The sequence below is a fragment of the Acinetobacter sp. YH16040_T genome (assembly GCF_024605785.1).
Classification (GTDB): Bacteria; Pseudomonadota; Gammaproteobacteria; order Pseudomonadales; family Moraxellaceae; genus Acinetobacter; species Acinetobacter amyesii.
The window spans coordinates 2,572,854-2,597,662 of the sequence record NZ_CP094541.1 but is presented as its reverse complement, the minus strand read 5'-3'; the positions used below and the strand labels follow the sequence as shown (position 1 = coordinate 2,597,662).

General features: G+C 40.0%; 20 protein-coding genes and 1 other RNA gene. 14 read left to right on the top strand and 7 right to left on the bottom strand.

Annotated features, from left to right (window positions below):
- Nucleotides 1-5 precede the first annotated feature (5 nt).
- Both MST16_RS12705 and MST16_RS12700 read right to left on the bottom strand, forming a co-directional pair.
- Nucleotides 6-1,259, bottom strand: a complete 1,254-nt coding sequence (locus tag MST16_RS12705; protein ID WP_373686313.1) for an exonuclease SbcCD subunit D C-terminal domain-containing protein — start codon at nt 1,257-1,259, stop codon at nt 6-8.
- A 133-nt stretch (nt 1,260-1,392) separates the two neighbouring features.
- Nucleotides 1,393-1,770, bottom strand: a complete 378-nt coding sequence (locus tag MST16_RS12700) for a VOC family protein (RefSeq protein ID WP_180008234.1) — start codon at nt 1,768-1,770, stop codon at nt 1,393-1,395.
- 169 nt (nt 1,771-1,939) lie between these two features.
- On the opposite strand from MST16_RS12700, the gene MST16_RS12695 reads away from it, so the two are divergent.
- From MST16_RS12695 to MST16_RS12685, 3 genes are all read left to right on the top strand, one after another.
- Nucleotides 1,940-2,884 (top strand): GGDEF domain-containing protein, encoded by a 945-nt coding sequence (locus MST16_RS12695; protein ID WP_180010028.1) that lies wholly within the window; start codon nt 1,940-1,942, stop codon nt 2,882-2,884.
- A 401-nt stretch (nt 2,885-3,285) separates the two neighbouring features.
- A complete protein-coding gene (locus MST16_RS12690; protein ID WP_180010029.1) occupies nt 3,286-3,735 on the top strand; it encodes an ABZJ_00895 family protein in 450 nt (149 codons plus the stop codon).
- A 70-nt stretch (nt 3,736-3,805) separates the two neighbouring features.
- Nucleotides 3,806-4,741 carry a TIGR01777 family oxidoreductase gene (locus tag MST16_RS12685; protein WP_180010030.1) on the top strand — a complete coding sequence of 312 codons (936 nt, stop codon included), beginning with the start codon at nt 3,806-3,808 and terminating at the stop codon, nt 4,739-4,741.
- Between the two features lie 21 nt (nt 4,742-4,762).
- Here the strand turns inward: MST16_RS12685 and thiO are convergent, their stop codons facing one another.
- Nucleotides 4,763-5,887, bottom strand: a complete 1,125-nt coding sequence (gene thiO, locus MST16_RS12680) for a glycine oxidase ThiO (protein ID WP_180010031.1) — start codon at nt 5,885-5,887, stop codon at nt 4,763-4,765.
- Nucleotides 5,888-6,025: 138 nt separating this feature from the next.
- Nucleotides 6,026-7,039, bottom strand: coding sequence for a porphobilinogen synthase (gene hemB, locus MST16_RS12675; protein WP_180010032.1), 1,014 nt, complete (start codon nt 7,037-7,039; stop codon nt 6,026-6,028).
- A 107-nt stretch (nt 7,040-7,146) separates the two neighbouring features.
- On the opposite strand from hemB, the gene MST16_RS12670 reads away from it, so the two are divergent.
- From MST16_RS12670 to MST16_RS12660, 3 genes are all read left to right on the top strand, one after another.
- Nucleotides 7,147-7,644 carry a thioesterase family protein gene (locus MST16_RS12670; protein ID WP_180010033.1) on the top strand — a complete coding sequence of 166 codons (498 nt, stop codon included), beginning with the start codon at nt 7,147-7,149 and terminating at the stop codon, nt 7,642-7,644.
- 262 nt (nt 7,645-7,906) lie between these two features.
- A complete protein-coding gene (locus tag MST16_RS12665) occupies nt 7,907-9,058 on the top strand; it encodes an efflux RND transporter periplasmic adaptor subunit (protein WP_180010034.1) in 1,152 nt (383 codons plus the stop codon).
- 6 nt (nt 9,059-9,064) lie between these two features.
- The gene (locus tag MST16_RS12660) at nt 9,065-10,591 is read left to right on the top strand and encodes a DHA2 family efflux MFS transporter permease subunit (protein ID WP_180010035.1); all 1,527 of its coding nucleotides are present in this window, start codon (nt 9,065-9,067) and stop codon (nt 10,589-10,591) included.
- Nucleotides 10,592-10,661: 70 nt separating this feature from the next.
- On the opposite strand, the gene glpK is transcribed toward MST16_RS12660, so the two are convergent.
- A complete protein-coding gene (gene glpK / locus MST16_RS12655) occupies nt 10,662-12,146 on the bottom strand; it encodes a glycerol kinase GlpK (RefSeq protein WP_180010036.1) in 1,485 nt (494 codons plus the stop codon).
- A gap of 128 nt (nt 12,147-12,274) precedes the next feature.
- Between glpK and ssrA the strand changes: the two genes are divergently transcribed.
- The 4 genes from ssrA (at nt 12,275) to MST16_RS12635 (ending at nt 19,056) form a co-directional block, all read left to right on the top strand.
- Nucleotides 12,275-12,634, top strand: a transfer-messenger RNA (tmRNA) gene (gene ssrA, locus MST16_RS12650).
- Between the two features lie 71 nt (nt 12,635-12,705).
- Nucleotides 12,706-14,274, top strand: coding sequence for a type I restriction-modification system subunit M (locus tag MST16_RS12645; protein WP_180092070.1), 1,569 nt, complete (start codon nt 12,706-12,708; stop codon nt 14,272-14,274).
- Nucleotides 14,274-15,518: a restriction endonuclease subunit S gene (locus MST16_RS12640; RefSeq protein WP_180010069.1), complete on the top strand. Its 1,245-nt coding sequence runs from the start codon at nt 14,274-14,276 to the stop codon at nt 15,516-15,518. Before MST16_RS12645 ends, MST16_RS12640 begins: the two co-directional genes overlap by 1 nt.
- 574 nt (nt 15,519-16,092) lie before the next feature.
- A complete protein-coding gene (locus MST16_RS12635) occupies nt 16,093-19,056 on the top strand; it encodes a type I restriction endonuclease subunit R (protein WP_180092068.1) in 2,964 nt (987 codons plus the stop codon).
- 151 nt (nt 19,057-19,207) lie between these two features.
- Here MST16_RS12635 and MST16_RS12630 read toward each other — a convergent pair whose 3' ends face one another.
- Nucleotides 19,208-19,402, bottom strand: coding sequence for a hypothetical protein (locus MST16_RS12630; protein ID WP_078189992.1), 195 nt, complete (start codon nt 19,400-19,402; stop codon nt 19,208-19,210).
- 457 nt (nt 19,403-19,859) lie between these two features.
- On the opposite strand from MST16_RS12630, the gene sbmA reads away from it, so the two are divergent.
- From sbmA to MST16_RS12610, 4 genes are all read left to right on the top strand, one after another.
- On the top strand, nt 19,860-21,056 hold the full coding sequence (sbmA, locus tag MST16_RS12625; RefSeq protein WP_180010071.1) for a peptide antibiotic transporter SbmA: 1,197 nt from the start codon (nt 19,860-19,862) through the stop codon (nt 21,054-21,056).
- A gap of 465 nt (nt 21,057-21,521) precedes the next feature.
- Nucleotides 21,522-22,499, top strand: a complete 978-nt coding sequence (locus tag MST16_RS12620; RefSeq protein WP_257245649.1) for a hypothetical protein — start codon at nt 21,522-21,524, stop codon at nt 22,497-22,499.
- Between the two features lie 95 nt (nt 22,500-22,594).
- Nucleotides 22,595-23,440 (top strand): hypothetical protein, encoded by an 846-nt coding sequence (locus MST16_RS12615; RefSeq protein WP_180010072.1) that lies wholly within the window; start codon nt 22,595-22,597, stop codon nt 23,438-23,440.
- A gap of 148 nt (nt 23,441-23,588) precedes the next feature.
- Entirely contained in the window at nt 23,589-24,035 is a 447-nt protein-coding gene (locus tag MST16_RS12610; protein WP_227591924.1) for a hypothetical protein, read from the top strand.
- Between the two features lie 108 nt (nt 24,036-24,143).
- On the opposite strand, the gene MST16_RS12605 is transcribed toward MST16_RS12610, so the two are convergent.
- On the bottom strand, nt 24,144-24,722 hold the full coding sequence (locus MST16_RS12605) for a DJ-1/PfpI family protein (protein WP_180010074.1): 579 nt from the start codon (nt 24,720-24,722) through the stop codon (nt 24,144-24,146).
- Between the last annotated feature and the right edge of the window lie 87 nt (nt 24,723-24,809).

The following is a 24,809-nucleotide window of genomic DNA, read 5'->3' as shown; positions in this document are numbered from 1 at the left end:
ATTCCTTAAGCGTTCACTTCATCTTCAAGTGATTTTTGTGCTTCATCGACCAAACTTAAAAAATCTTTCATTACGGTGTCATCAGCACCATAGCCTTGTTTTTCCCAAAGGTTTTGGAATAATTTTTCAGGCGTAGGTGGATCAAGGTTGATTGCGGCTTGTTGCTGATTATTTTGATCTGAGTTTAAATAACGGCGGCTGATGCGCACCAACCGATAACGGTTCGGCGCTAAAGCCTCTTCAAACTGCTGTCTTAAATTAGGTGCAGGCGGGGTGTCGGTATGGTATTCAATTTCGACATATTCACGCTGATCAATATCTTCAATTTCACCGCTCGCCAAAGCAGATAATTGTGCCAAAACTTCTGGAATTGTGCCTTTGATGCGATGCAATTGCACACTGCGCGGAATTGCTAAGGACCCCATTTGAAAGCGTGATTCATCTGTTTGAGTTGGATCAATACTGATCTCAAGCACTTGGTGCTTATAATTAATTTCACTAAATGACAGGGGAATCGGTGAGCCGCTATAACGGATATGGGCTTGTCCAACTTTTTGCGGTTTATGCAAATGCCCAAGTGCGACATAGTCAATTACATCATCAAATAGGGCAGTCGAAAGCGCTTCTTCATTGCCAATAATAATCGGGCGCTCTGAGTCCGACGTTTCACCGCCTTGCATGTGGGCATGTGACATTAAAATTAAGGCTTGATCTGAAGTTTTACGTGCTTTGGCTTCCGCAATTAATTGCTGATGCACATAGGTAATAGCGTTTTGGCTATTGGTGGTTTGATCATTGAATCCGGTGATCTCGGCAGCCCGTAAAAAAGGTAAGGTTAGACACCATGCCACAATATTTTTGTGTTCATCATAAATAGGCACGAGTAATCGGTCTAAATCGAGCTGACCTTCAGTATTTTTATGGACCACGCCAACAGCTTTGGCATGGTATTTTTCTAATAATGGCTCAACTTGTTCAATACGGTAACCTGAGTCATGATTGCCTGCGATCATCAGGGTTTGCATGTGCGGGGCACGCACATGCGCATCGGCTAAAAATTGATAGAGCTGTTTTTGCGCTTTGGAAGCTGGGTTGATGACATCAAAAATATCGCCAGCTATCAGCAGGGCATGCGGCTGCTTTTGTTCTATTTGTTCGAGTAACCAATGAAGAAACTGTTCGTGTTCGTAGTCACGTGAGTGGTTATAGAAGAATTGTCCTAAATGCCAATCAGAAGTATGAAAAAAACGAACAGTCATGCAAGCCCCCAAAAATCAAAAAAATTGATTGGGGTCTAAAGTATCACAGATGTTCACATTTTCGAGGGTGATTAATCATTCATACGTCAAACTAAGTCGTTCTCGACAGTTACAAGGTCATCAATCTAAGCTGTTACTGTGCATTTGGATCGACTTGTACGAGGCCAAAGGTATTGTGGTCTGGGTCTAAGAAATAGCCTTGCCAACATTGACCAGGAATCGCAAATTTTTCCATGGCAATTTGACCACCCTGCGCCAAAATTTTCTCAGCGATATGGTCGAAATCTTCAACTTCAAAACTACAGGTAAATGCATTGGTGCCGCAGTGCGTTGGTGGAGTCTGAGCAGGGCGTTCTAACAGGCCACCATGAATGCCTTGAGTTTCAATACGGAAGTATTGAATCGGTAGCCCTTCAACTGGGATAAATGACCAACCGAAAACCGCAGAATAAAAGGCCACTTCACGCTTTGGATCGGAGCTTTGAATTTCAAAATAGCAGAGCTGGTTCATTGTTATTACTCTTTGTTTGATGGATTGCACATTTCAAATAGCAGAGATTTGAAATTAGGCTAAAAAATACCAAGAACTAGGAATATAAAATGTTGTTCTAATCCTGTATGTAGATCAATTGTTGTACAGCAGGTGTATTACCTGCATTTGGGGTAGCAGGAGATGCAACATGCCAAATAATCCTTTTGATGAAGAAAAACTTGCAAATAATATGGTGTATAAGACTTTATTAGAGTCTACATTAGCCATTCCTTGGTGTATTGATTGGGACAGTAAAACATTTAGTTATATTGGACCGCAAATTGAAAAGTTACTCGGTTGGAAACAAAGTAGTTGGAAAACGGTAGATGATTGGGCATCACGTATGCATGAGGAAGACCGTAATTATGTACTGAATTATTGTGTTTCGCAGTCGATGGCTGGTATAGATCATGAGGCAGATTATCGCGCACTTAAAGAGGATGGTTCATATCTTTGGATACGTGATGTTGTGCATGTCGTGCGTAAACCAAATGGTGATGTAGATTGCCTCGTAGGATTTATGTTTGATATTTCCGAACGTAAAAAACAAGAAGAACAGTTACAAAAATTGCAACGTCAGCTCGAAGAATATTCATATAAAGATGGCTTAACCGGTATTGCCAATCGACGTTTGTTTGATGACTTTTACCAGCGTGAATGGTTAAACGCAATCCGCACGCAAAAACCGCTGAGTCTAATTTTGATCGATTTAGATTATTTTAAACAATACAATGACTTGAATGGTCATGTGATTGGGGATACCTGTCTGCGTCAAATTGCTAAAAGTTTGGAATCTTGTTGTACACGACCTCGTGATTTAGTCGCGCGTTTTGGTGGTGAGGAATTTGCTTGGATTTTACCAGAAACCAATGAGGCAGCAGCAGCAGTGATGGCCGATAGAATTATGGAGGCCGTGCGTGCTGCACGATTACCGCATAAAGCTTCAGCGGTGTCTGAACTCGTCACACTCAGCATGGGGGTAAAAACCATTATTCCATCAGATCTAGATAATCGAATGCAATTTTTGGATCAGGTCGATAAAAACCTCTATGTAGCGAAAAGACAGGGGCGTAATCGCTATTGTGCTGCATAACATGGCTTTGCTGTTGTGACTTATTTTAAAGTTGCAGCAAGTTTTTAGTCAGTCGATATTTTTATCGGCTGATTTTTTTTGGGTGTAGAATATAAAAATAAAATTCGATGCTAAATGCATGAGGCACAAAATAAAAGACCGACGATTCGAGTGATGATGAAATCGTCGGTCAAAAAATCGATTTTAAATTTAAGTGATGGCTGCTGTTCATACTTAAATTCAAAATGAAGCTTATTGCTTTTAAAAAGGTCACCGAAACATTGTGGATGCCGTCCAAATCATCGGTTGCTACAGACCTTGTACCCTATATAACGTAGCCGTTTACAGATTGGTTGACATGAAAATGAAAAAAAATGCATTTTTTTTTATACTAGGTGTCAACTTCTTCTTGGGTTAAGGTCATGGTGTCTTTAACACGTTATTTTTTCTTGTTTTTTTTCATTTGTTTAATCATGACCTGTATTTGCGGTGTGATCGCTGCATTATTGCCACAGGGTGTAGGTGGTATTTTAACGGTCGTACCCTATCTGATTGCCATGATCGTGGTGTTATTTCGGTTTTTAAATAAAAATCAGAGAGCACCGACACAGGCAGAGCGTAAAAAATTTACCTTAGGTTTTAGCCTGATTTTTTGGTTATATAATTTAGCTTTTGTACTTTTGGGTATCGCAATTTTTTCAAGAAAAGATCCTGAAATTTGGCAAAATTTAATGCTCTATGTTCAACATCCTCAGTTTATGAGTTTAATGGTGATCATGTTGTTACTGATGGCTATCCCTTTGTATTTAATCACCTATTGGTTTTATGGTCCGCAAGCACAGCGGATGGCTGCTCAAAAGTTTGGTGCATAATGCTTGATCATCTGGTGATCTTGTTCTATAGATAATAGTATTATTTCATATAGATAGATAAGAACAAATTATGCATCAGCCCACAGTACTGATGACAGGTGGCAGCGGTTTTATTGGCACACATCTCATCAAGGCACTTTTAGCTGCGGATTATAAAGTGATTGGGCTCAGTCGTATGGCTGGGCGTATTTCTAAATCACCACATTTAACTTGGGTACAGCAGCTCGATCAAATTCCTCATGACAGAATTGATTATGTGATTAATCTTGCAGGTGAAAGTATCGGCAAAGGTCGCTGGACAGAGACGCGTAAACAGCAATTATTAGAAAGTCGGGTCAAAACCACAGAAGCGCTGTATCAATATTTACGTAAACGTAAAATTTTTCCGAAATGCATTATTTCAGGTTCGGCTGTTGGTTATTATGGTATTGATATTGAAGAACAATGGACAAAAGTGTGCGATGAAAATGCTGCACCACAAGCCATTTTTATGTCAGAGCTATGTCAACGTTGGGAGCAAGTCACACGCCAATTTCCTGAACAAAATACCATTATCACACGACTAGGTGTGGTCTTGGCTGAAGGTGGCGGAATCTTACCGGAAATGCTGCGACCGATTCAGCTCAATTTGGTCAACAAAATAGGTTCCGGTCGGCAGCCTTTTGTGTGGATACATATACAAGATGTGATCCGAAGTATGCTGTTTTTAATGAAACAAGCAGAGAAAAAATATGGGTTGCTTGAACCCACGCCAATCGATCCGCATATTTTTAATTTAGTTGCGCCGGAAAAAACGACGCAGGCTCAGTTTGCGCAGATTGCAGCACGTCAATTAGCCAAAAAGCCGTGGCTCAATGTGCCTGCAACTATCTTTAAAATTTTATTGGGTGAGCAATCGCAATTAATTTTAAATGGTCAATTGGTTCAGCCAGTTGCTTTATTACAGCAAGGCTTTGAGTTTAAATTTCCGACATTAAAAGAAGCCTTGCAGGATTTATTGGCTTAGTTGAATTTGACGGATTGACCATTATTCGACGCTTAACAATGCATCTTGAAACAGGCGAGTCGGACTATAGTGGTCTGCATTGAATGAAGGTGTTTCACCAGTCATCAGTTCAGCCAATAACTGAGCTGAAGCAGGTCCCATACATAAACCATTTCTAAAATGCCCAAAATTTGCCCAAAGATTGTCGAAATTTGGTATCTGCCCAATATACGGAATCCCTTCAGGGGAAGATGGGCGCAGGCCAGCCCAAGATTTCACAATTGGAAAGTTGGCAAGCTCTGGCACCATGTCAAAGCATGATTCTTGAATATGCTGTAAGGTTGCATCTGTGGTCTGAGTATCAAAACCACATTGGCGCATACTTGAGCCGCAAACCACATGACCGTCTTGGCGTGGAATTAAGTACATGACCTTATTCATGCACATGGTCGGCAACCAATTTTGCGGGGTTTTAAAGAGAAGCATTTGTCCCTGCACAGGTTGTACGGGTATCTCAATGCCCAGTTGTTCACTCCACGCGGCTGACCAAGCGCCTGTGGCAATAACGAATTGATCTGCTGTATGTTGTTTGCCATCTGCGGTGGTGATGGACTGGATACGATTGTCCGAACGGTTTAATTGGTGGATCAGGCAATGTTCATAAATCTGAACTTTAGGATGCTGCTGTAAATAAGCTGTTAATGACTGCAAAAGTCGCGGATTACGGATGTTGGCTAATTGTGAAAAATAAATGCCATGTGCAAAGCGTGCTGAAATGTGAGGATTAATCTGCTCAATTTGCTCGGATTGTAAATATTCCGCCTGTTGCATGGGATCTTGGTGCAAACAGGCATAATCTAAGCCGATTTCAAAATCATCTTCATCAAAAATCAACATGCCAGTTTCATGAATTTCAAAATCAATCCCAGTCATAGGTTTTAATTTTTCATTCCATTTTTGGTAGCTCTGCTTGCCATAACGTGCGAGCGCATTGACTTCATTGGGATATCGCCAAGGATACATCGGGGAGAGGATGCCACCACCGGCCCATGATGCAGCAGAACCTGTGCGTTGTTGGTCGAAAATCGTCACCGTACAACCACGTTCAACCAATTCCAATGCGCTGAGTAAACCACTAATACCCGCCCCAATAATGGCAATATTCATGTTCTTTTAACCGATGAATGTATGAGTTTGATCTTAACTTCAGCAACGCCGAAGTTTTTCTTCCAAGACTGTTTTTTAAATTTTACAGATATAAAAAAAGCCTTCCTGAACGTTACCATTTCAGGAAGGCTTTGCAGGTTATTTCATGTCTTTCAACATGAGTGCTGCATCTTCAGCAAAGTAAGTCCAGATCCCATCTGCACCTGCACGGCGGCAGCTCATCAGCGATTCGATAATCACGTTTTCAGACAGCCAACCATTTTGAATGGCACCTGCCAACATGGCGTATTCGCCACTCACTTGATAGACAAATGTTGGAACACCGAAATTATCTTTGACTTCACGGACGATATCTAAATACGGCATACCCGGTTTTACAATCACCATGTCGGCGCCTTCTTGGATATCCAGTGCGATTTCATGTAAAGCTTCTGCACGGTTACCGATGTCCATTTGATAGTTATATTTATTGCCACCTTTGAGGTTGCTTGAAGAACCTACCGCATCACGGAATGGCCCGTAAAAGCTAGACGCATATTTTGCAGAATAAGCCATGATGTTGGTATAGATATGGCCATTGGCTTCAAGGGCTTGGCGAATTGCACCGATACGACCATCCATCATGTCACTGGGTGCAACCACATCTGCACCCGCTTCGGCATGGCTGAGCGCTTGTTTAATTAAGCATTCAACGGTTTCATCATTCAGTACATAGCCGGTATCATCAATGATACCGTCTTGACCATGTGTGGTGTATGGATCGAGCGCACCATCAGTGATGAGAACCATTTCTGGTAGTTCTTTTTTTAATAAACGGATGGTGCTTTGGACTAAGCCATCTTCATGCCAAGCTGCTTCAGCCGTTAAACTTTTATCTTCCTGTGGTGTAACTGGGAACAAAGCTAATTTTGAAACACCCAATTCGAGTAAACGTTCTGCCTTTTTTAGTAACAAGTCAGCAGATAGACGCTGTACGTTTGGCATGCTTGGAATATCTTGAGTTTGTTGCTGGCCTGGCAACACAAATACTGGATAAATGAGATGATCAGTCGTCAGTTGAGTTTCACGCACCATAGCGCGAAGCTGGTCATTTTTACGAATGCGACGCATGCGAGTGGCAGGAAAAGCTGGACGATTGAACGTATAGGTCATAACAATCTCATTGATCAGTATTAAACTTTGACTATTGTAGACGCATAATGAGGGTTTGGCGCACCCCGTATTATTTTTTTATTCAATGACAGCGATTCGAGTAGGCTATGACAGATGTAAATAAGAGTTGGACCGGTAATATTGACCTAAACTCGAAGAATGAAATCGATACTTTATTAAATAACATTGCTCAAGCATTTAACAGCTCCCCATTTTTTGTACACAATGCAATGAAAATGACGGTGATCGATGGTCAGATCGAAGCACGTGTGGACATGGCCAGTAATTTAATTGGAAATGTCGCATTCCAAATTTTACATGGTGGCGTCGCGGCAACCCTACTCGACAGTATCGGTGGTATCTCTGCGATGGCAGAATTGTATAAAAAGGCCACAGCTGAAGATCTAGCAGAAACGAGTAAAAAGGTATCTCGCTTAGCTACTGTCGATATGCGTGTAGATTATTTGGCGCCAGGACGTGGACAGTATTTCCTTGCACGAGCTGAAACCTTACGTTTAGGCCGTAAGGGTTGCACTATGCGTATGACCATGGTCAATGATGAAGGTAAAGCGATTGCAACGGCGATTGCATCGTATGCTTATTAAGCCATTTTTAAGTTAACACATTCAAAATGATGAAAAAATAAAGTCCAGTATTGGCAGCAGGGCATGATTTTATCCTGTTGCCGACGAAAAAAAGACTGACGAGTTACATTTTCTATTCTCAGGATATGATTTTTTAGCTTTAAAATGCCGGAAAATTGAAGAAGATAGACTTTCTCACGACACCATTATCTGACAGCAAAGTTGACATGCTTTGCAAAGCTCATGATGCCATGACCAAGTCTGCTAGATTTAGGACAAATCTATGACAGATACCGTTAGTAACCTGCCAGAAACCCCATCTACAGAGCAGCCCACCGATCAGGAATTAAAAGCACGCAGAAAAAAAGGCCTTGGTATAGTGGCTGTATTGATCGTGATTGCTTTGGTGATGTATTTGATTTGGTCAATATTTCTAAATCATTCCGTCAGTACCGATAATGCCTATGTCGGTGCAGAAACAGCGTCGATTACCTCGATGGTCACGGGGCAAGTGGCAGAGGTTTTGGTGAGTGATACGCAGCAAGTGAAAAAAGGCGATGTGCTTGTTCGCATTGATGCTCGTGATGCTGAAATTGCCTTAGCTCAAGCTCAGGCTGAATTACTTAAAGCAAAACGCCAATACAAACAAACAGCGGCGAATAGTAGCTCTTTAAACTCACAAATCTTTGTCAGTGATGATGCGATTCATAGTGCAAGCGCACAAGTCGCCAAGGCACAAGCCGATCTGAATAAAGCACAAGATGAATTACAACGTCGTCAACAATTGGCTGCTTCGGGTGCGATTTCTAAAGAAGAATTAAGCACAGCGCAAAGTGCTGTGAATACCGCTAAAGCCAGTTTTGATGTGGCTCAAGCAGGGCTCGCTCAAGCCAAATCTAGTCAAAAAGCGGCGCAAAGTAATAAAGCGGCGAATGATGCATTAATTCAAGACAGCAATGAAAACTCAACCCCAGATGTTTTAGTTGCGCAAGCACGTCTACAACAAGCCCAGTTAGACTTAGAACGTACACAAATCAAAGCACCTTTTGATGGTGTGGTGACACGTCGTAATATTCAAGTTGGGCAACGCATTGCACCGGGAACGTCATTAATGATGGTGGTGCCAGTCTCTCAGTTATATGTTGATGCCAACTTTAAAGAAAGCCAATTGGCAGGGGTGCAAGCGGGTCAAAAAGTTGAACTGACATCTGATCTGTATGGTGACAAAGTTAAATTTAATGGCATAGTCACTGGTTTTTCTGGTGGCACAGGTTCAGCATTTGCCTTGATTCCAGCACAAAATGCCACAGGAAACTGGATTAAAGTGGTTCAGCGTTTACCTGTGAGGATACGTTTAGATCCAAAAGAGTTGGCAGAACACCCACTCCGTGTGGGGCTGTCTATGGAAGCGACGATTGACTTGAAATCGAAGTAATTGCCTATGAATCAGCAAATGCAAATGACTGACCTAAAAGGTGGTCGTCTGATTCTCGCTGCCTTGGTCTTGGCATTGGCGAACTTTATGGTTGTGCTCGACATGACCATTGCCAATGTATCTGTGCCGCATATTACCGGTAGCCTTGCAGTATCGGCATCCCAAGGGACATGGGTCATTACCTCCTATGCTGTGGCAGAAGCGATTTGTGTGCCATTAACCGGTTGGCTCGCTGGACGCTTTGGTTCTGTACGGGTTTTTGTGATCAGCCTGTTTGGCTTTACAGTATTTTCGATACTGTGTGGTTTATCGACCAGTTTGGAAATGTTGGTGTTTTGCCGAATTGGGCAAGGCTTGTTTGGTGGCCCGATTATGCCACTGAGCCAAACGTTGTTAATGCGCATTTTCCCTCCTGAAAAGCAATCCCAAGCCATGGGGATGTGGGCAATGACTACCGTCGTTGGTCCCATTTTAGGTCCAATTTTGGGTGGTACGATCAGTGATAATTTATCTTGGCATTGGATTTTCTTTATCAATATTCCTGTCGGGATCGGTTGTGCAATCGCAGCGATGCGCTTACTGAAAACGGCTGAAACTCCAACACAGAAATTGAAAATTGACCGCGGTGGTTTACTGCTGTTGGTGTTGTGGATCGGTGCCTTGCAATTGATGTTGGACTTGGGTCATGAACGAGATTGGTTTAATCATCCATTTATCGTGGTACTGGCACTGACGGCATTTGTTGGGTTGATTATTTTCACGATTTGGGAGCTGACTGAGCGGCATCCTGTGGTGAATATACTGCTGTTTAAGTACCGAAGTTTTACCATTTCGGTCTTGGCTTTGGCCTTTGGTTTTGGTGCCTTCTTTGGCAGTATTGTCCTGATTCCGCAGTGGTTACAAATCAACTTGGGCTATACCGCAACGTGGGCAGGCTATCTCACCGCAACGATGGGCGTCGGTAGTTTGACCATGTCGCCAATTGTTGCGAAGCTTGCAACCAAATACGATCAACGTGCTTTGGCGAGTTTTGGTTTAAGTATCTTGGGTGGTGTAACCCTTATGCGCGCCTTTTGGACTACGGATGCAGACTTTATGGCTTTGGCTTTACCGCAAATATTACAAGGTTTTGCCGTGCCATTTTTCTTTATTCCCTTGTCAAATATGGCCTTGGCATCTGTATTGCCACAAGACATGGCATCTGCGGCAGGTTTGATGAACTTCTTAAGAACCATGGCAGGGGCAATTGGAGCGTCGATTGCAGTAACCATTTGGGATGATCACACCAAAGTCGCACGCAGTGAAATGGTCAGTAATTTACATGTTACTGAGGTACAAAACACCTTGGTGAATCATGGAATGAGCTCAGAAGCTGCTTTGGGATATATCTCCAGTTTGGTGGATAAAGAAGCCTTAACGCTTTCAGCCAATCATGTGTTTTTAGTACTGGCGGGTGTCTTTATATTCGCTGCACTCATCATTTGGCTCTGTCCACGACCTAAAGCAGGTGTGGGTGGTGCTCATGCACATTAAATATTATCAAGTATAAAAAAACCGCTCGAATGAGCGGTTTTTTATTGCGCACGGTGTAGATTGAAAAAAATTAAAGGTCCGAGCGCGCCCGTTTAAGTGCAGATTGCCACTGAGCCAAATGAAATTCACGTTGATCTGCATTCATTTTTGGTTCAAAAGCACGTTCTAATTGCCATGAAGCGGCAATTTCATCAAGATTTGAAAACACACCCGCTTTGAGTCCGGCCATTGCGGCAGCGCCCCATGCAGTTGATTCTAAAAGTTTAGGACGCAGTACAGGCACATTTAAGATATCGGCCTGAAATTGCATCAGCATATCATTGCTACTGGCACCACCATCGACCCGGAGTTCTTTAAGTGGACTAGACAGGTCGGACTGCATGGCGGTCAATACATCCGACACTTGAAAGGCAATGGCCTCTAAGGCAGCACGAGCTATGTGGGATTTATTAGTACCTCGTGACATTCCACAGAGGAGGGCGCGGGCATCACTATCCCAATGTGGAGCGCCTAGCCCAGTAAAGGCAGGAACCAGAACCACGCCATCGGTGTGTTCAACTTGGCACGCAAGTTTTTCAACATCACTGCTTTTTTGAATAATCCCTAAACCATCTCTTAGCCATTGCACGATAGCGCCAGCCATAAATACACTGCCTTCAAGTGCATAATGGGTTTGACCTTGAGCTTGCCATGCAAGTGTTGAGAGTAATTTATTATGGCTATATTGAACTTCAGTGCCGGTATTAAAGAGCATGAAACAGCCTGTACCATAGGTGTTTTTTGCTGTTCCTGCTTCAAAGCATGACTGTCCAAATAGCGCGGATTGCTGATCACCTAAAATGCCGGTAATGGGAATGTTTGCGCCAAGTAAACCTGTAGCGGTATCTGCAATATATTCATCTGAACTGATGATTTTAGGAAGGACCGACAGGGGAATATCAAATAATTCTAAGAGTTCTTCATCCCAAGCTTGTTGCTGCAAGTTCATTAGCATGGTTCGTGAGGCATTGCTGGCTTCAATCACATGCTCTGCACCTTGTGTCAGGTTCCACACCAACCAACTGTCAATCGTGCCGAAAGCCACATGACCTTGCTCTGCGAGTTCACGTAGACCTTGGGTGTGTTCTAATAACCAGACCAATTTCCCAGCACTAAAATAGGGGTCGATACGTAAACCGGTCTTTTTGTGAATGAGGTCATTGAGGTTTTGTTGAGTTAGTTGCCCACACCACTCGGTTGCACGGCGGTCTTGCCAAACAATTGCAGGAGCAAGTGGTTGACCTGTGCGTTTATCCCAAACCACAGTGGTCTCACGTTGATTGGTCAGGCCAATGGCTTTGATGTCTTTGGCGAGGATGCGAGCAGAGGCGAGCGCTTGTTGTACGACGGCAATTTGGGTACTCCAAATTTCCTGAGCATCTTGCTCCACCCAACCCGAATGTGGGGTTTGAATATGGGTTTCCCGTTGAGCTGTAGCTTGAACTTGTCCATGTTCGTTAAAAATGATCGCACGACTTGAAGTCGTTCCTTGATCGAGTGCCAATAAATAGCTCATATATTTTTCTTTTGCGGTCTTGAAAAATAAAATATTAACGCAATTATGTAATTAAGCGCAGATCAATGTGTAATTGTTTCGAAATTGCATCGCAATTTTTTGCAGTTATGCTATGATGACGCTACTTTGGGGATGTTTCTGGCTTCGACGCTGGTGATGAAACTCATAGATGCATGTCGAGAGCGCATTTTCTCTCGTAAATCAAATTTGCATATTTTAGTCGCAAACGACGAAACTTACGCTCTAGCTGCCTAAGGGCAGCTTGTCCGCATCCCTGAATACTTGTGGTTAGGGGTCCCGACTGAAGCGAACGCACACAAGTCCGTATAAGATCAAGCCTTGGGGTCTTATACTAAATCTTAAAGGATCGCGATTTGTACCCTGTTCGTCGGGTCACAAAGAGCTAAATCAATAGACGATATCTAAGCATGTAGTATTCTCGAGCGTAGTGCTGGCGGACGCGGGTTCAACTCCCGCCATCTCCACCAAAATTCAAAAAAGTCGAACCTTCGGGTTCGGCTTTTTTTATGATTAATTAAAAACATTTTTTGGTACAACAATGACTCAAGTCCAGCTTCAAGAACTGCAAAAACAACTCTGGAATATTGCCAATACTTTGCGTGGTAAAATGGGGGCAGATGAATTCCGTGATTACATTTTGGGCTTGATCTTCTACAAATATTTGTCTGAAAAAATTCAAAATAATGCCAACGAAATTTTGGCGCCTGATCAAATTAAGTTTGCAGAATTGGTCGAAGATACTGCAAATAATCATGCATATTTGAGTGCTGTGCGTGAAGAATGTCTTGCGAGTATGGGCTATTTCTTAGCGCCACAAGAATTGTTCCACAGTATGGCAACATTGGCTCGAGCAAAAAAATACATTTTGGATGATGTAATTAAAACCCTTAAGGCAATTGAGCAAAGTACGCTGCGTACAGATGCGGCAGATGATTTTTCGCATTTGTTTGAAGACATGGATTTAAGTTCGACTAAGTTGGGAAATACGCCTGATGACCGCAATGAGCTGATTAGCCGTGTAATCGTACATTTAGACGATATTAATTTTGATCTGTCGAATACTGAGTCTGATATTTTAGGCGATGCTTATGAGTTTCTCATTGGTGAATTTGCTTCAGGTGCTGGTAAAAAAGCAGGTGAGTTTTATACACCGCAAATGGTTTCGACTTTGCTTGCAAAACTTGTCACCTTAGGTAAAGAACGTCTACGCAGTGTATATGACCCGACTTGCGGTTCAGGATCTTTATTGCTACGTGTAAAGCGTGAAGTTGGTGATGTGGATGCGATTTATGGTCAAGAAATGAACCGTACGACATATAACTTGGCACGTATGAACATGATTTTGCATGATGTGCATTATTCAAAGTTTGAAATTAAGCAGGAAGATACTTTAAAACGTCCACAGCATATGGAATTGAAATTTGATGCGATTGTAGCGAATCCACCATTTTCAGCAAAGTGGTCTGCGAGTGAGTCATACTTAAGCGATCCACGTTTCCGTGATTTTGGCAAATTAGCTCCAAGTTCTAAGGCAGATATGGCGTTTTTACAGCACATGCTTTATCAGTTAGATGAAAATGGGACTTTGGCGATTGTACTGCCGCATGGGGTTTTGTTCCGTGGTTCGAGTGAAGGGCATATTCGTAAGCATTTAATCGAAAAGTTAAATGTGATTGATACGATTATTGGCTTGCCTGCCAATATTTTCTATGGCACGACTATTCCAACCTGTGTGTTGGTGTTGAAGAAAAACCGTGAGCATAGCGACAATATTTTATTTATTGATGCGAGTAACGAGTTTGATAAGCAAAAGAATCAAAACAAGCTCTTGCCTGAGCATTTAGACAATATTATTGGTGCATTTGAAAACCGTCAGAATATTGAAAAATATGCATATGTAGCGAGTCTGCAAGAAATTGCTGATAATGATTACAATTTGAATATTCCGCGTTATGTGGATACTTTTGAAGCAGAAGAAGAAATTGATTTAGATGCAATAGCGAAACAGCTTCAAGCCTTAGAAGTTGAAAGTCAAAAGACTGATGTAGTGATTGCAGGTTTTTGTAAAGAGTTAGGCATTGATTCTCCGTTTGCGGAGGTAAAGTAATGGCTTCGCCAAAGTTACGATTTAAAGAATTTGATGGGGATTGGTCTAAATCTTCATTACTAGATTTAGCAAAAGATAAATCATTAAATAATGGCGTTTTTAATGATCAAAATAAGGTTGGGAAGGGTTACAAACTCATTAATGTCTTAGATATGTATATTGAACGAGATATTGATGAATCTAGGTTATCTTTATTGGATTTAGATTCAAAGGAGTTTGAACGTAATAAAGTAAAATTCGGGGATATATTTTTTACTCGTTCTTCATTAGTTAAAGAAGGGATTGCTTTCTCGAATGTTTATTTAGGACATAGCCAAGATATTACTTATGATGGACATTTGATTAAGTTGAGTCCTGATTTAGAAGTAACAAGTCCTATTTTTCTAAACTATGCATTAAAGACATCAAACGTCAGGAAGCAATTAATTCAAGGTGGAAAAACAGCTACCATGACAACTATAGGTCAGCAGGAAGTTGGTAAAACAACAGTTGATTTTTCAGATTTAGAAGAACAAACTAAAATCGCTTCTTTTCTTTCCGCTGTGGATGAAAAAATTAATTTACTGACCCAAAAGCATGAACTACTGAGCCAATATAAACAGGGCATGATGCAAAAGCTGTTTAGTCAGCAGATACGTTTTAAAGCTGAGGATGGAAGCGAGTTTGGGGAGTGGGATATAGTTCCTTTGAGTCATTATTTATATACAAGTAAAGTAAAAAATAGAGATTTAAAATATTCAAAACTAGATGTGCTTTCTGTATCGGGCGAGTTAGGAATTGTAAATCAAATAGAACTTTTAGGTCGCTCTTATGCTGGAGTCTCAGTAGCTCCGTACGGTGTTGTCGAGAATGGAGACATTGTATACACCAAGAGCCCTCTCAAAAGTAATCCGTATGGCATCATAAAAGTAAATAAAGGCAAAGCAGGAATAGTCTCAACTCTATATGCTATTTATAAGTGTAAAGAGAATATTTGCCCGGAGCTTATAGAGTATTACTTTCAAAGTGATTTAAAACTAAATCATTTTTTAAAACCTCTTGTTAAAAAAGGAGCTAAAAATGATATGAAAGTGAATAATGATCATGTTTTAACAGGTCAGGTGTCATTTCCTTCCTCTCTAGAAGAACAAAGTAAAATCGTTAATTTCCTCTCTGCTATTGATCAAAAAATTGAAGTTGTTGCACAGCAAATTGAACAAGCCAAACAGTGGAAAAGGGGTTTGTTACAGCAGATGTTTGTGTGATTGTTATATGGTTTTATAAAATTCCTGCATTTATTCAAATGTGGGAATTTTTTATTTAACTGATGTTACGCAGTAACATCAGAAGCGCAATTTGATTCAAATAAAAGTACGATACGCGGTAAGGTCATCCGCAAGTGTTTGAGACAGGACTACATCTATTCAAAAAGGTTTTTGCGATACTTTGAATAAGTAGACGCTAGTGAACGAGTTTTGTCGGTGAGGTGCATTGCACCGCAAGATGGTTTCCTTGCGAAGCACGCTTCTCATTTTGCCGAATGAGAAACAACGTTTCGTAAGAGTATCTCCAGCCGAAGGCTAATCCCTTTATTTAAACCCTAGATGTAAGACTCTGTCGAATAGACTTAAAAAGCATTTTAAAAATGCGTAATTACTTTTACGTGCGTAACATCAGTTATTTAAGAAAGTACTGTAAGGATTCCTAAAAGAAAAAACAGTGATCTGTATCATTAGTTTAGATGTTTATTTGATGAATTTAAAAGATTGAAAAATATAATAAATCTATTAGAATCAAAAGATATACATACCAATAGTTAAAAACTGAGCAGTATTATAAATGTCGACCCAAAAAGAACTTGAACTCGAAAACCAATTTATAGCGCACTTAATAACTTTAGGGTACGAACGTGTTCAGTACAGAAACGAGGCAGCTTTACTCACAAACCTAAAAAATCAAATAGAAAAATTTAACGCACTGACTGCACCACTCACACAAGAGCAATGGGAACAGGTGTGGAATTACCTGAGCAGTGAACATACGATTTTCGGCAAAGCCAAACTTTTACGTGGTTCATATCAGCTTAAACATGATGACGGTACGACCCAAACACTGCGCTTTTTAAGTGATGATGCGGCAAAAAATATTTTTCAAGTGACCAACCAAGTGACGGTTCAATACGGTGAGAGTGGTACAGAAACCAGCCGTTTTGATGTCACGCTATTGATCAACGGTTTTCCATTAGTACAAGTTGAACTTAAGCGTAGTGGCGTAGAAATCGCACAGGCGTTTCACCAAGTGCATAACTACAGTAAAAATGCCTATACATCTGGACAAGGTCTATTTGGATACATCCAGCTCTTTGTCATTAGTAACCGTGTAAATTGCTTATATTATTCACACGGTACGCCGCTGTTTGATTTTACATTTCCGTGGGCCGATGAAAACAACAAAGCAATTAATGATTTGAGTAAATTTACCGAAGCATTTTTAAACGCCGCACATATTACGAAAATGATCAGTAAATACATCGTTCAGCATCAAACCAATGAATGCTTAATGGTGCTACGACCTTATCAAGTCTATGCAGTTGAAAACATGATTCAGCATGTAAAAACCTCAACCGATCATGCCTATATTTGGCATACAACGGGTTCGGGTAAAACACTCACGGCATTTAAAGCCAGTGAAATCATGCGTCAGTTGCCAGAAATAGAAAAAGTAATTTTTGTTGTGGACCGAAAAGACCTAGATAATCAAACCACTAAAGAGTTTAATGCCTTTGTTCCCGACTGCGTAGACCAAACGACCAACACCAAAACATTGGTCGAACAGCTCATCGGTAAACGGCTGAATTCACGAAAAAATGAAAGCAATATACTCACAGATAAATTGGTCGTGACGACTATTCAAAAGCTGAATAACGCAATTACACTCCCTAAATTCAGAGAATTGATCGCCGATTTGGCAGATAAAAAAGTCGTATTTATTTTTGATGAATGCCACCGCAGTCAATTTGGTGATACTCACCAAAATATCAAACGCTTCTTTAAGCAGGCGCAAATGTTCGGCTTTACAGGTACGCCTATTTTTCCTGTGAACTGTCAAAGCATTGGTGGGGTGAAATACACCACAGAATATCTATTTCCTAAACGACTGCATAAATATGTGATTGTCGATGCGATTGCAGATAAAAATGTTCTACCTTTTCAAATTGATTATGTGGGGCAATTTACCGCAAATCAGGTGAATGCAGGTGATGAAAAAATACAAGGCATCGATACTAAAGAGCTGTATGACAACCCTGAGCGCTTAGAAAAAATTGTACGTTATATTTTAAAAAATCATGACAAAAAAACGGCAAAACGCGAATTTTGTTCAATGTTTTGTGTCAGCTCAGTAGATGTCCTGCTTCAATATTATGCAATATTTGCCAAAGTCCAAGCAGAGTTGGTTGCAGAAGCGGACAAGAAGGAAGAAATTTATACCCCTTTAGTGATTGGTACGATTTTTTCTTTTGGAGCGCAGGACACGACAAACGACGCCAATGACTCCACAACAGGTACGATTTCTGAAGAAGAACTTGAACAGCCGAGTCAAGTTGATATGGGGCGTAAAGCGCAACTTGAACGGATCATTGCAGAATTTAATACGCGCCATCTGACTAGCTATAACTGTGACGAAGGATTTTATGAATATTATAAAAATCTAGGTGATCGCGTTAAGTACTTCAAAGTCCCTAAACCACCTAAAGAAGTTGGGGAGTTGAAAGGTCCGCCAATTGATTTGCTGTTGGTGGTGAATATGTTCCTGACAGGTTTTGACTCATTGCCACTTAATACGATTTATGTCGACAAAAACTTAAAATATCACGGTTTAATTCAGGCTTTTTCGCGTACAAACCGTATTTATAAACCAACTAAAGCTTTTGGTAATGTCGTGTGTTTTAGAAATTTAAAGCAGGCAACAGATAAAGCTCTTTCTACTTTTGCCGACGACCAAAATTTTGAACCAGTGATTGTGCCACCGTTGGATCAACAATTAGCAGAATTTAATAAGTGTGTTAGTGAATTAAGAAAAATAACACCTGAGTGTCAGTCAGTAGATGATCTAAAACTCGAAAGTCAGCAGTTGCAGTTTATTCAAGCTTTTCGTGATGTGATTCGTCTACATTCACAACTGAAAATGTATACAGACTTTGATGTTGATAAAGCAGTTATAGTGCCGCAAGAACTTGAAGACTATAAATCTAAATATAAAGATTTGTATGACAGAATAAATAAAGGTACAGCAGTTGAAAAAGATTCAGTGCTACGTGACGTGAATTTTGCTTTAGATTTTATTATTAGTGATTATGTAAATCAGGATTATATTTATACATTATTAAATATGATTGCTGCTGCGCCACCATCTTCGATTCAAAGGGCTAAACAGCAGCAACAACTCCAATCTTTACTCAGTAATGACCGAAAAATGTATAAAAAAATGGATTTGATTCAGAAGTTTATTGATGAACAAATGCCACGAATGCTGAATGGTCAAAGTGTTCAAGATGCATTTAAGCAGTTTTGGGATGCAGAAAAACAGCAAGCCTACGATGTTTTTTGTAAAGATGAAAATCTTGTGATTGATGAATTTAAAAAAGTGGTTCAACGATTTGATTTTACTGAACGTTTTCCGCACGCACATGAAATTCGGCCATTACCAAAAACCAAGCCTTCAGCACTGGTGAGTAAAGTGTATTTTGAGGGATTGCATCAGAAAACCAATGCGATTTTAGAAAAATATGATTTACGGATTTAAACGTTAAGCTAAGTTATGAAAAATATTTGCTTAAAAGGAGGGTTCTTTTTTTATGGAATTTAAGAACCTTATCCTGTTTATTCAATAATTGTATGATTAAATTTCTTAGAATAAATATGATTTAAAAACAAATCACAAAGTGAGGCGAAAATTAAATTTCGCGCCAAACTTCATTCTTATCTTTCAATGAAATCATAAAGTTAAATTTGTCATCATTACTTACCAAAAGACCTTCTGGCGTTTGCATAATCACTTTTAGAACGGTACCAGTTTCAAACACCAAAGGACTGCAATTTTCTTTATTTAATGTAATTGGTTTGAGTAATTCAACAATTGCACTTTCCATTTTACTTCCCCAAGCATAGGTTGTTAATTGAACTTAGCATATTATTGGTGAAGAAACATGTTTTGTAAATGACGTGAGCTACATCGCAGAAAATATTTTAGAGAATTCCATAACTTAAGTTTAAATAATGGTTAAATAATTTATGGATTTTAATTTGTTGATATCAAAGAAAATTTATAAAATTACAAATTTTTTAAGTGTATCTGTATGCTTAAGATGCATTTTTAGTTCCACAAACAATGACCAAATCATCAATATGGCTTGATCAATAAAGGAATTTAAGGCAATTTTCAGTTTTCATGCTTAAGCTAACCGAATGATGTGTCATCTTGTATTTGATTGTTAAATTTCAGATTAAACAGCGTTAAATATTCAATCTGAACAAGAAAATTAATGAAATAAAACTTATCATCAGCAACTCAAACTAAAAACAAAGATTCAGGGAAATGTAGGACCAATGTTTAAATCTTTTTTTCCAAATCCAAAATGGTTTTTTGGATCATTCCTTCTATGGTTCGTAATCAATATTGTCTTGTGGTATAGCGGTGGTAATAGTTGGGGTACGATATTTGGTTTACCTGCAAATTATCATATTGCAGAACTACCTATTGGTGTCAGCCGATTTTGGAGTCCCAAATTTTTATGGTTCTATGTTTGGTTTTTTGTAGCAACGGCGCTTTTTGCAGCCTTTTGGAAGATCAAATCAGATAATCCTTGGCAGCGATGGTCAGTGTGGGGAACCGCACTTATTCTGTTTAATGTTTGGTTTAGTGTGGAATGTAATGTCGTGATCAATGCTTGGTATAACCCATTCTATGACCTGATCCAGAAAATGCTTTCAGGTGGTGGGGGCGAAGTGACGATGCTATATTCTGAGATACTGACTTTTCTCTATGTGGCCATGGTGTATGTCACACTGGCTGTATTGAACCTGTTTTTCGTCAGTCATTATGTTTTTCGTTGGCGTACTGCAATGAATGACTTTTATACTGCGCATTGGGAAAAACTGAGAACCATCGAAGGTGCCTCACAGCGTATTCAAGAAGACACGATGCGTTTTGCGAGAACCACAGAAGGACTTGGGGTTAGCTTAGTTGAATCGGTGATGACCTTAATTGCATTTCTACCTGTGCTGCTAACTTTATCAACACATGTAAAGAAATTACCTGTCGTGGGGGAAATCGCCTATGCATTGGTTTGGGCGGCAGTCCTTTGGGCAGTATTAGGGACGGTTATTTTAATGCTGGTGGGTTATAAACTACCGGGTTTGGAGTTTAATAATCAAAAAGTCGAAGCGGCATATCGTAAAGAGTTAGTTTATGGTGAAGATCATGCAGATCGAGCAGACCCTTTCACATTAAAAGAATTATTTACTAAAGTTCGTTTTAATTATTTTAGACTGTATTTCCACTACGCTTATTTCAATCTGGTTCGTATTTGGTACATGCAACTGGATAATATTTATGGATATTTTATTTTGTTTCCAAGTATTGCAGCGGGAACAATTACGCTCGGTATATTAATGCAAATTTTAAATGTCTTTGGGCGTGTACGTGATTCCTTCCAATACCTGATTTCCTCATGGACAACCATTATCGAACTGATTTCTATTTATAAGCGTCTAAGAGCATTTGAAGAAAAAATTAACAATTGAGTTTATAAATTTAAAAAAAACCTGTAATAAAATGCAGGTTTTTTTATGACTTTAATTTTAAGTTAATATATTTCAATAAAATCAATAGATTAATATTTTTAGATGAGCTGTTTTTTTACTCGATTCCATATTGTCGCTCGAATCATGGATAGGCCCAGCTTTATATTATTATTAATAATAGAGGCTTGTTCTGATGGCAGATTTGATAAGCACATAGCGATACATAAATGCTTGCGAAATAACCTAAAAGGGAACGATGATGACCGTTCACCAAGGATAAACAAATACACTTAAATAAAATGTGAAATTCATCAAGTTAAAATGAAGAACATGTGTATGCATCTCAAACGTGTACGATTTTAGTGATTAAATTTATAAAAATAATAAATAAAATCAAAATTATAAAATTGTGAAAGGCACTGAATTACGCTATTTTTTAAAGGTGAAATTTTTGAGATTTTTGCTGTGAATTTAAAGGCAATGTTATGGGTGGGGAGTATTGGATTTGCATTACATGGTTGTACAACCATGCAGAGTTTAAACCCAAATTCATTTAATCATTATGCATCACCACAAGACGTGATTAATCAAAAAGGGCTAAATAGCTCAAATGGGAAGGCGAAAGAATACGTCTATGATTGGGGGCCACAAAAGAAAAATATGGAAGCAGAATCAGTTATACCCAAGCAAAATATGAGCAGTTACTGCCAAGCCAAAAATGGCAAATTTATTCAACTGAATAAAAGCAATTTGAACCAAGTCAAAAATGCATGGAGTCGTAAATTATTAGCGACCTATAGCAGTATAAAACAGGGCACAGGCGTATTTCAGTGTAGTCAGGCAGATGGACAACGCTGGATGGTTGCAATTGAACCCGTTTCAGAGCGTAAATCGAATGACCGTTCTGAAACCCGCTTAGTGAGTTTGTATACAGCAATTATTGGACCCGAAGAACGTCGCAAAAACTATAATAAACAAGAAGAAACTGTAGCTAAAAAAGCCACACCAAGCAAAGCAAAAGCAAAAGCAACGACAACAAAAAGCAATGCGAAAGATGAAGCAAAAAAAGAAGTAGAGACTAAAAAAGAAACCAAAGCCAAAGAGCCTGAAAACAAACCTATAGTGAAACCAGTTGCTGAAACATCTCAGCAGATACAAATGCGCTTATATGTGAATGCACGACGCGATCTGAATGCCGGAAAAAACCAAGTCACCGCTTGTAATAATGCACAGCGCGCTTATAGCTATGGCAAATTAAATGGTGCAAATGCCAATAGAGCCTATGCTGAATCAGGTATGCTCGTTGCAAAATGCTTAACCTCAGTGCCTGCATATAGCAAAAGTTATCCAAACGCCAATGCAAGAGCAAAAGGCATCCTACAAAACTTAGCGACCAACTATAACCACGCAGGGGCAAAAAATATGTTGAATCGTATGAAATAAACTTCAACAGGATAAAAGCCATTTGGGGAAATAAGCTTTTATCCTGATCCAATGATGTACTCAGATAAAATTTTAAAAAATAATAAGGAAAAACCATGAGTTCAGTAAATGAAACTTATTTTAATGCACCATTATTTGACCGAGAATTAACAGAGATTACAGTCAATATCGAGCAAACACCCTTCTTTTTGAATGATCGTGGGCATCCAACATATTTAGCATCACTTGGGGCAGGAATTCATTTAATTACCGAGTCAGCCACCAATGCGAAAATGACGATGGGAAATCCCTACGATGTGCCTTCCGAAATTTCGACTAAAATTACCAATTGGGGGGAGCAAACGGAGCTTGAATTTGAAGGGCAACACTTCGAGTTTATGCCATTGGTTGCGACCAGAGAAACCGCTGCAGCTTTTGGTATCACCTTAGTTCAGGCAGGTGAAGCGATTCAGATTCATTCAAATCAAAAACGACTGTCAGATATTCAATATGAATATGGCATGATGGCAGGGCATTATTTACCTTATGAAAATGCAACATCAAATTTAAATGGCTGTAAAACTTTAACGCCATTTGTCATTACTGATTTAGAACATCATGACTTTCCGCATATTTTTAGCGCGACCGATCAGGATCAATTGCCACTGGTCATCTCAGTAGGACGCTATTTTCCAAATCTAGGCAAGATTTACTTGGCAGATTTATGGGTCAATCCGGGAGATGTTCTCTACATTCCTGCGAAGCCAAAATATTCGAATCCTGAGTTTATTGACCTCCATAATAATCGTAATGCAGCACTTGCATGTTGGCGAGGTGACAGTAATAAATCGACATTGACCACCCATAGTTTGCTCGATACCCACGGACATTTTTACTGGTATTGGAATAGAAGGCCAACGATTCATCCTCTCATCTATGCACCGACTAGCAAAAATGAATAGTTGAGTTACATAGACCAAACAGCAAATACAGCACTTCATGATAAAAAGGTGACTCAAGCTTTTGGGAGTTTGGTCTATGGCTTACGGTTTATCTAATAAATTACATCTACGTTTTTCACGACCAGCAGGTTTGGCTGTATTGACGCTCATGATGCTTGGGACGACGCAAGTGAGTTTGGCGAGTCCGACGGTCGATCAGCTCAGTCAATGTTTAGTGAAATCGACCACTGCTGCAGATAAAACGGCGGTTCTACAATGGACCTTTTCTGCATTGGCAGCGCATCCAGATTTAAAACAATACAGTAATGTCAGTGATGCGCAAAAAACGCAACTCGATAAAAATCTGGCTCAAGTGATGCAGCGAATCTTGGTTGAGCAATGTTCTACGCAAACGCAGGCCGTAATTAAAGCCGACGGTCTACAGGCTGTAGGCGAAAGTTTTCAAGAGCTTGGTAGTATCACGGGGGATGAAATATTAAAGACGCCTGAAATTAAACAACAATTACAAGGCGTACTGCGTTATGTCGATTTAAATAAATTGGTGACCAAATTTTTAACCCCAGAAATTTGGAATAAGTTAGGTGTGGTTCGTTAATTTTATTTTGAGTAAATAAAAAATGCTCCTTTTATACAAGGAGCATTTTTTATGGATTCACCCTAAATGGATGATGATCCAATTTGCTTTAGTTTGGTGGCTAGAGCATTAAATGGTAATCGTTGCGCCTAATGCTTTAACAAACTGGGCCATCCATGCAGGATGAGCAGGCCAAGCAGGAGCAGTAACTAAATGACCGTCGGTCACTGCATCCGTGACTGCAATATCGGCATACTGTCCGCCTGCCAATTTGACTTCAGCGGCACAAGCCGGGTAAGCGGAACAGGTGCGGCCTTTGAGTACATCTGCTGCTGCAAGGATCTGTGCGCCATGACACACGGCTGCAATTGGTTTTTTCGCCGCGTCAAATTCGCGTACGATTTCGATTACACGATTATTCATGCGCAGGTATTCCGGTGCACGACCACCTGGGATCACCAGACCAACATAGTCTTCGGTATTTACCGTACTAAAGTCATAGTTAATGGCAAAGTTATGGCCGCGTTTTTCGCTATAGGTCTGGTCACCTTCAAAGTCGTGTATAGCAGTTGCCACTGTGTCACCAGCTTTCTTGTCTGGACAGACTGCATGTACGGTATAGCCCAGACCAGTTAAAAACTGGAATGGCACCATGGTTTCATAGTCTTCGGCATAGTCGCCAACCAGCATCAGAATTTGTTTAGACATGTTGTTACCCTCTAATTATCTATGATTTATATGAGAAATTTGTTTTTATTCACCATAGCACAGGCAGATTGTGGATTTAAGACGCTT

Bases quoted from the DNA above. Each gene is read 5' to 3' on its own strand.
- MST16_RS12705 (WP_373686313.1), bottom strand. From the start codon at position 1,259: ATGACTGTTCGTTTTTTTCATACTTCTGATTGGCATTTAGGACAATTC.
- MST16_RS12700 (WP_180008234.1), bottom strand. From the start codon at position 1,770: ATGAACCAGCTCTGCTATTTTGAAATTCAAAGCTCCGATCCAAAGCGT.
- MST16_RS12695 (WP_180010028.1), top strand. From the start codon at position 1,940: ATGCCAAATAATCCTTTTGATGAAGAAAAACTTGCAAATAATATGGTG.
- MST16_RS12690 (WP_180010029.1), top strand. From the start codon at position 3,286: ATGGTGTCTTTAACACGTTATTTTTTCTTGTTTTTTTTCATTTGTTTA.
- MST16_RS12685 (WP_180010030.1), top strand. From the start codon at position 3,806: ATGCATCAGCCCACAGTACTGATGACAGGTGGCAGCGGTTTTATTGGC.
- thiO (WP_180010031.1), bottom strand. From the start codon at position 5,887: ATGAATATTGCCATTATTGGGGCGGGTATTAGTGGTTTACTCAGCGCA.
- hemB (WP_180010032.1), bottom strand. From the start codon at position 7,039: ATGACCTATACGTTCAATCGTCCAGCTTTTCCTGCCACTCGCATGCGT.
- MST16_RS12670 (WP_180010033.1), top strand. From the start codon at position 7,147: ATGACAGATGTAAATAAGAGTTGGACCGGTAATATTGACCTAAACTCG.
- MST16_RS12665 (WP_180010034.1), top strand. From the start codon at position 7,907: ATGACAGATACCGTTAGTAACCTGCCAGAAACCCCATCTACAGAGCAG.
- MST16_RS12660 (WP_180010035.1), top strand. From the start codon at position 9,065: ATGAATCAGCAAATGCAAATGACTGACCTAAAAGGTGGTCGTCTGATT.
- glpK (WP_180010036.1), bottom strand. From the start codon at position 12,146: ATGAGCTATTTATTGGCACTCGATCAAGGAACGACTTCAAGTCGTGCG.
- MST16_RS12645 (WP_180092070.1), top strand. From the start codon at position 12,706: ATGACTCAAGTCCAGCTTCAAGAACTGCAAAAACAACTCTGGAATATT.
- MST16_RS12640 (WP_180010069.1), top strand. From the start codon at position 14,274: ATGGCTTCGCCAAAGTTACGATTTAAAGAATTTGATGGGGATTGGTCT.
- MST16_RS12635 (WP_180092068.1), top strand. From the start codon at position 16,093: ATGTCGACCCAAAAAGAACTTGAACTCGAAAACCAATTTATAGCGCAC.
- MST16_RS12630 (WP_078189992.1), bottom strand. From the start codon at position 19,402: ATGGAAAGTGCAATTGTTGAATTACTCAAACCAATTACATTAAATAAA.
- sbmA (WP_180010071.1), top strand. From the start codon at position 19,860: ATGTTTAAATCTTTTTTTCCAAATCCAAAATGGTTTTTTGGATCATTC.
- MST16_RS12615 (WP_180010072.1), top strand. From the start codon at position 22,595: ATGAGTTCAGTAAATGAAACTTATTTTAATGCACCATTATTTGACCGA.
- MST16_RS12610 (WP_227591924.1), top strand. From the start codon at position 23,589: ATGATGCTTGGGACGACGCAAGTGAGTTTGGCGAGTCCGACGGTCGAT.
- MST16_RS12605 (WP_180010074.1), bottom strand. From the start codon at position 24,722: ATGTCTAAACAAATTCTGATGCTGGTTGGCGACTATGCCGAAGACTAT.